The organism is Brevibacillus sp. HB2.2, from assembly GCF_013284275.1.
Classification (GTDB): Bacteria; Bacillota; Bacilli; order Brevibacillales; family Brevibacillaceae; genus Brevibacillus; species Brevibacillus brevis_D.
The window spans coordinates 59981-66871 of the sequence record NZ_JABSUV010000033.1 but is presented as its reverse complement, the minus strand read 5'-3'; the positions used below and the strand labels follow the sequence as shown (position 1 = coordinate 66871).

General features: G+C 48.2%; 8 protein-coding genes. 5 read left to right on the top strand and 3 right to left on the bottom strand.

The features are described 5' to 3' along the window. The first annotated feature begins 196 nt into the window (after positions 1 to 196). The 4 genes from HP401_RS32785 to HP401_RS32770 are packed head-to-tail and all read left to right on the top strand — an operon-like array spanning position 197 to position 4123. Positions 197 to 625, top strand: coding sequence for a MarR family winged helix-turn-helix transcriptional regulator (locus HP401_RS32785; RefSeq protein WP_012685124.1), 429 nt, complete (start codon positions 197 to 199; stop codon positions 623 to 625). A 9-nt stretch (positions 626 to 634) separates the two neighbouring features. Next, positions 635 to 1294 (top strand): HlyD family secretion protein, encoded by a 660-nt coding sequence (locus HP401_RS32780; RefSeq protein WP_012685125.1) that lies wholly within the window; start codon positions 635 to 637, stop codon positions 1292 to 1294. Between the two features lie 6 nt (positions 1295 to 1300). Continuing rightward, on the top strand, positions 1301 to 2530 hold the full coding sequence (locus HP401_RS32775) for an efflux RND transporter periplasmic adaptor subunit (protein ID WP_173606522.1): 1230 nt from the start codon (positions 1301 to 1303) through the stop codon (positions 2528 to 2530). Positions 2531 to 2545: 15 nt separating this feature from the next. Next, positions 2546 to 4123 (top strand): DHA2 family efflux MFS transporter permease subunit, encoded by a 1578-nt coding sequence (locus HP401_RS32770; protein ID WP_173606521.1) that lies wholly within the window; start codon positions 2546 to 2548, stop codon positions 4121 to 4123. A 60-nt stretch (positions 4124 to 4183) separates the two neighbouring features. Here HP401_RS32770 and HP401_RS32765 read toward each other — a convergent pair whose 3' ends face one another. Beyond that, on the bottom strand, positions 4184 to 4324 hold the full coding sequence (locus tag HP401_RS32765; RefSeq protein ID WP_173606478.1) for a hypothetical protein: 141 nt from the start codon (positions 4322 to 4324) through the stop codon (positions 4184 to 4186). Further along, positions 4287 to 5231: a DMT family transporter gene (locus HP401_RS32760; protein WP_173606520.1), complete on the bottom strand. Its 945-nt coding sequence runs from the start codon at positions 5229 to 5231 to the stop codon at positions 4287 to 4289. The genes HP401_RS32765 and HP401_RS32760 overlap by 38 nt, the downstream gene beginning before the upstream one ends. A 131-nt stretch (positions 5232 to 5362) precedes the next feature. On the opposite strand from HP401_RS32760, the gene HP401_RS32755 reads away from it, so the two are divergent. Continuing rightward, positions 5363 to 6106, top strand: coding sequence for an N-acetylmuramoyl-L-alanine amidase family protein (locus tag HP401_RS32755; protein WP_173606519.1), 744 nt, complete (start codon positions 5363 to 5365; stop codon positions 6104 to 6106). On the opposite strand, the gene HP401_RS32750 is transcribed toward HP401_RS32755, so the two are convergent. Further along, on the bottom strand, positions 6077 to 6859 hold the full coding sequence (locus tag HP401_RS32750) for a divergent polysaccharide deacetylase family protein (RefSeq protein ID WP_254457143.1): 783 nt from the start codon (positions 6857 to 6859) through the stop codon (positions 6077 to 6079). The two genes, HP401_RS32755 and HP401_RS32750, sit on opposite strands and share 30 nt — an antisense overlap. Positions 6860 to 6891: the final 32 nt, after the last annotated feature.

Here is a 6891-nt window from a genome sequence, read left to right as displayed (position 1 = left end):
CCAGCGGGTGGACCTAGAATCTGAGCGTTTTCTCCTGTTTCCTCCCCACCACGACACCCCGTCTAACAACTGCTTCTAAAAGCTTGCCTAGTTAAAGTTTCACCTAAAGAAATAGTTGCCACGGATAGAAAAACATCGTATAGTTTTCATGTGATAAATTTCGTACACGAAATATTACTTAAGAAAGGAGTGCGTTATGAATAAATCACTGCATATTCGGGACTTGTTAAAACGGTTGAACAAGACTTTTGGCACAATGGCCACAAAAGAACTGTCCCAATATGGTGTGACTGTCCCGCAGCTAATGGTCATTCGAGAAATACATCCTGATCCCAAAACGATCGGTCAGATAAGCAAAGCCGTAGACTTATCCTACAGCACCGTTTCTGGCATCATTGATCGTTTGGAACGAGAACAACTCGTAGAACGTGTACGTGATGAGAATGACCGACGTGTTGTCTGGATTCGTAAAACACCGAAGATTTCCGAGCTGTTCGCAAAGGTTGATTTTTTCTCAGAGAACTTTTACAAGCGTATTTTCCATGGATTTTCCGATGAGGATTTAGACATCATTATTCAGTCGATGGAAACATTGATTGCGAAACTAGAAGAACGAGAAAGTTGAGGAGAAACCATGAAGCGAAAACTGGTTTTGTATGTCATTTTGCTCCTGATCGTGGCAGGTGGTGGAGGAATCGGTTACTACTATTGGTATCAAGGTGCACATTATGTGACCACACAAGATGCCCGGATTGCGGGAGACATTTATCGGGTCATGCCCAAAATGACAGGCAAACTGACCGGACTCGCTGTCAAAGAAGGCGACACCGTTATAGCGGATCAAATCGTAGGGCAGCAAGATACAAGCAATGTAGCAACGACCATGCTGGAAAACAGCGTGTTGCGTTCCCCCATTACAGGTACGGTGATTAAAACGCAAGCCAAAGAGGGAGAGATTGTTTCAACAGGGCAATCGGTAGCTCTCGTGATTGACGAAAGCAAATTGTACATCTCCGCCAATTTGGAAGAGACTGAGATCGAACGCTTGAAACTCGGCCAAAAAGTCGATTTTACGATTGACGCTTACCCAGGTAAGAAATTGGGCGGTCATTTGATGGAGATCGGAAAGGCGACGAATTCTACATTTTCCTTGATGCCAGCGGCCAACACGAGCGGGAACTTCACCAAGGTAACCCAGCGCATCCCGATCAAAATCGCCATAGATGACACAGCAGGTCTGGACCTCGTGGCCGGATTGAACGCCGAGATCAAAGTGCACGTGAAGGAGATGTAATGAAGCATGAAAAAGACAGCACAATGGAAAACAATCGCTGCAGTCATGGCAGCCGTTTCGCTTATTGCAGCGGGCTGTAGCGAGACATCTTCAGCAACGCAAACGAGCGAGAACGTCCCTGTTGTGAAGACGTGGAAGGTGACTTCTGGCTCTACAGGTGTCATCGCCAATGGTAAGGTGGCAGCATCTGAGGAGATCCAAGTCGTTTCTAAAGTTTCTGGAAAAGCAGCGAGCGTGAATGTAAAAGAAGGTGCAGTCGTCAAGCAAGGCGATGTTCTGGTCACGCTGGAGGCAGCCGATTATCAGCAGCAGATTAATCAGGCACAGGCAGCCATTGCAGGCGCTCAGGCAAAACTGCGAGATACAAAAGCAGGTGCACGCAATGAGCAACTGACGCAGCTTGGAAGTATTGTCACGCAGGCAGAAGCCAGCCTGAAGGTAGTTGAGAGCAACTACAATCGGATGAAAGCACTGTTTGATGCAGGCGCATTGTCCCAGGCTGAGTTGGAGAAATCTTCGCTGGAATTGGAAAAGGCGCGCACAGGTCTTGAACAGGCGCAAGCCCAATACGATCTGGCAAAAGCAGGCCCAACTGCTGACACGGTAGCGGCTCTGCAAGCAGAAGTGAGCCGGTTGGGTTCCAGTCTCGAGCTGGCGAAAAGCAATTATGACAATACCATTATTCGTGCGCCAATCACAGGTATCGTCGCCAAGCGTGCGGTTGACCCGGGAGAAATGGCAGCAGCGGGGACACCTCTTATGGTGCTAGTGAATATGGCAGATGTCAAAGTAGAAGCAAGCGTACCGGAAAACGAAATCAACCAAGTGAAGGTCGGCTCCACTGTTGATGTGAAGGTAGGCAGTCTAGGTGGGAAAGTGCTGAAAGGTACCGTTGAGTTTGTCTCTCCGATTTCGGATACCAACAGCAGTTCATTCCCAATCAAAGTGAAGGTAAATAATCAGGACGGCTTGCTGCGCGCAGGTATGGTAGCAGAGGTTTTGCTCCAAGGACAGGCAACGCCAGGAACAAAATTACCTACCTCAGCCGTGCTGGAAAAGGATAGCAAGCATTACATCTATACAGTAGATAACAACGTTGTGCACCAAGTGGAAGTTGCAGTAGAGAACGCAAGCGGCGACTGGACAACTGTCACGAATGGCGTCAAAGACAATGATCAAATTGTGCTGAACCCGACAGACAAACTGTCCGAGGGCAGCAAGGTGATCGCAAACTAACGGGGGTGTTGACACATGGCGGAAGCGGTGGCACACCGAGAGGAGAAAAGCAGGAACGGCGGCATGTGGCTGTCTCTTGTCGCCATCCTCTCAGGAACCTTCGTTGCGATTCTGAACAATAGCTTGATTAACGTTGCCCTGCCTGCCATGGTCAATATTTTTGGTTCGAGTACCGAGACCATGCAGTGGGTATTGACCGGATATATGCTGGCAAACGCCGTTATGATTCCCATGAGCGGCTCGTTGTCCGCTAAATTCGGCGCAAAAAAAATATTTGTACTTTCCTTATCGGCATTTACTTGTTCGTCGATCCTTTGTGCCTTGGCGTGGAGTGACTCTTCGCTGATTGCTTTTCGCGTCGTGCAAGGCGTCAGCGGGGGGATGATCATGCCAATCGGGATGTCGATGATTTACATGATCGTTCCGCGTGAAAAGATCGGAATGGCACTGGGGATATTCGGGATTGCTTCCATGACAGCCCCTGCGCTAGGCCCGACCTTGGGCGGGTATCTCATCGAATTTTTAAGCTGGCAATTTCTTTTTCTAGTCGGTGTACCCTTTGGTATTTTTGCGGTGATCATGAGTATCGTACTGCTCAAGGAAACGCCGAAAAAGCCAGAGTTAAAGTTCGACTTCTTGGGAGCATTTCTTGCCATCGTCGGTTTCGGGACGCTGTTGCTCGCTTTGAGTAAAGGGCAAGCAGAGGGCTGGACCTCCTTTTTCATCGTCAGTTTATTTTTCATTGCAGTAATGAGCTTGATCCTGTTTGTCTGGGTCGAGCTGGGGAAGGAAAGTCCGCTGCTCGATCTGCGGCTTTTGAAGATCCCTACCTTCACCATCAGTATTTTGACTTCCGGCTTCGTCATGATGGGGATGATGGGCGGTATCTTCCTGATGCCGATTTTCCTCCAAAACATTCAGGGCTTGACGGCTATGGAGTCTGGAATCTTGCTGATGCCGCAATCGATTGCCATGGCGATCATGATGCCAATCAGCGGAAAGTTGATGGATAAATATGGGGTCGGCCCGATTGGATTGGTCGGCTTGACCATTATGAGCATCACGACGTATGAATTGCACAATCTATCTGCTGACAGCATGCATTCGTGGATCGATATGATCCTGACCATTCGCGGGATCGGAATCGGATTGTGTATGATGACGCTGTCCACCGTAGGGATGAACGCCGTTCCGCGTACAAGTGTAGGGGATGCCTCTCCGCTGTCCAACGTATTGCGTCAGGTCATGAGTTCGTTTGCCATTGCGATTTTGACAGTGATCATGCAGGCACGTCAAAATTTCCACATGGCCTCAATCTCTGACAACTTGAATACGGATATGGCGACGCAGTTTATCAGTGGCATTTCAGGAATGTATGCACAAGTAGGGGTAGATGCAGCGAACGCGACAGGGGGAGCCAGCGCGATTTTGTACGGAATGATGGCAAAAGAATCGTTGGTCCAAGGTATCGGGGATACTTTCCTCGTCTCAGTAATCCCTATTGTCCTCTCGATTCCACTTCTGTACTTCCTGCATAAAAAGCCGAAAAAAACGCAGCAACAGGTGCCAGCAACCGAGAAGGCAACAGCCTAATAGTAAGGGGCAATTCCGCAAGTCTTATCGAAGACTTCTTTGGAATTGCCCCTTTTTCTGTTAGGACATCATTTTAAATAACCAGTACAAAATACGTCCTGCAATGTAGCCAAGCAGAATTGTCCAGCCAATCTTCGCCCAAATACTCAGTCCCTTGATGAATTCACGCAAGCTTTTGCGGTTCTCCGGTTGCTTGTTCAATGGAGGACACTCCTTTAGCAGGTTGGTTAAAACGAATGAACACATAAATGCCGGCGATAATGATCAAGCCGCCGATCCATTGCGGAGGCGTTACCACTTCACCCAAGATGAAGTAAGCGAGAATCGCAGTCCCGATCGGTTCTCCCAAAATCCCCATGGAGATCGTCGTCGTATTGAGCCATTTAATGATCCAGTTAAAAATAGAATGTCCAAGCAAGGTCGGGAACAGGGCGAGACAGAAGAACCAGCCCCAATCCGCCGTAGGGTAACCGACGAGCGAATAACCGAGAGCCAGATCATAGGCGACGAGAATCACGCTGGTTGCCGTATAGACGACGAGTGTATAGGCAAAGGAAGACATATGCTGGCGAACGTACTGCCCGACCAGCCAGTAGCCCGTCACGGTGACAGCGCCCATCAATGCGAGAAAATCCCCCCACAGAGCCATACCGCCTACTTGAAAATCTCCCCAGCCAATCACAAAGCTACCTGCAATCGCCAGCAAGCCGCCGGATAAAGCCAGAAATCGAACTTTTTCACCAAAAAAGAAGTAGCCGCCGATGAAGGCAAATAATGGCTGTAACGTTACGAGGACAGTAGAACTGGCTACAGATGTGTAGTTCAGTGATTCAAACCACAACAGAAAATGGCTTGCCAAAAAGGTTCCCGATAAAATACAGAGTAGCCACACTTTCTTGGACATTTCTCCAATCTCTGCGAGGGCACCACGATTCCAAAATAAAAAAGGAAGCGTTAAAAGAACGGAAAAAATCAGGCGATACGTAGCAATAATCGGAGCAGGTGCATCCGATAGCTTTACAAAAATCGCAGAAGAGGAAATGGCGATCACCCCGATTAAGAGAGCCAAATACGGGGGAAATAACGGTTTTTCCAAAGATAGATTCATCAGTACACCTTCTTATGCGGGTAAGGTCATGGTTCATTAATTGTCATTGTACAGTTGGATTAAAAAATTCACAATGTTATGTGTACCTCGCCGCTTGAAAGGTTTCTTTTCAATCCGGTTATCCTACTGGCATGAGAAACTTACAGGCTTTTTTCCGTATAACTGCTTTCATGCTTATCCTCATCTGTATCCCGACGCGAAGTGAGGCATTGCCGCTCACCCCCTTTCATATTTTGATTGATGTTGGACATGGAGGTATAGATTCGGGAACTTCATTTGGGGATTTGTACGAAAAAGACATCAATCTGCAAATTGCCAAACGACTTTACCAACAACTCACAGCTGCGGGTTACACCGTGGCTTTGAACCGCCACAAGGATGTTGCCCTGAGTGATGACAATCGTTGGTTGGACAACCGATCCCGCCATATACGTGACCTGGCTCAGCGCAAGAATTTGGCAAAAGAAATTGGCCCGCAGATGATGCTTAGCTTGCATGTAAACTGGTCACCGAGTCCTCGGCGCAGAGGAGCGATTATTTTGCATCAAAACACAGAGGAAAGCTACCTGTTGGCAGGGCTGCTGCAAAACTCGCTGAACAAGCTCACAGGGTCCAACGAAAAGCCAGTCAAGGGCAAGACGTACTACATGCTCCGTCATAACTACTGTCCGTCTGTCATCGTGGAGATGGGGTTTATCAGCAACGCGCAGGACCGCGAAATGTTAACGAATCCCAAAGCACAAGAAAAAATCGCTCAGGCCATTACAGAGGCCGTGAGCGAATACGTAAAGCTATCGGGAAATCTGAAAACGGAGGCTAGTGTGCAGGAGAGCTGGTGGAGAAAATTAATGAGTAGTTTGCTGGATAAGCTTTGAAATGGTTACAAATTCGGCCTCCTTCTGAATTCGCGGGATGTACTGGCGCAGAAGGGAGGCTGTTTTCTTGCCAGGAGGTCCAACATGACCAATTGCGATACATATGGGATGGTTGTGGATTTTTTTGCAGACGAGCTCCATCTGCTTTGTAATATGTGGGACCGAGTATACGTCATCCAGAAAAATTTGATTCACTGCATGGGGGACGCCCATTTCGGCTGCGACTTTCGCCGCCACGCTTTTATCGGTAGTCTTGCTGTCCAGGTAAAAAAGGCCGCGTTCTTTGACGACCTTCATGATGATGCGCATGATGCGCTCGTCAGCCGTAATTTTTGAGCCCATATGGTTATTCATGCCAATCGCATGTGGCACATCGTCAATCGCTTTCTCCACGCGACTGCGAATCTCATCTTCGGACAGATCAGCCGTAATGGCTCCAGGACCGAGCCAGGAGCGTTTTCCTTTCATTGGCTCCATCGGCATGTGAACGAGTACATCATGTCCTTTTTGATGAGCGAGCTCGGCATCCTGCTTCGTGCTGGGCATAAACGGCATGACGGCAACAGTTAGAGGGACTGGCATTGCTAATATTTCCTCCGTCCCTTGCATGTTGTTCCCGAAATCATCAATGACAAATGCCATTAGCTTTTTGACAACGGGTGCAGGGTCTGGGGTGGAGTTAGCAGTCACTGGAATCGCCCCAAGGGAAAGTAAAAGCGTGAGCAAGATCGGAATCAAATTTCTCCCATTCATAAGATCACCTTCCTTGTCCATTTTTTTCATAG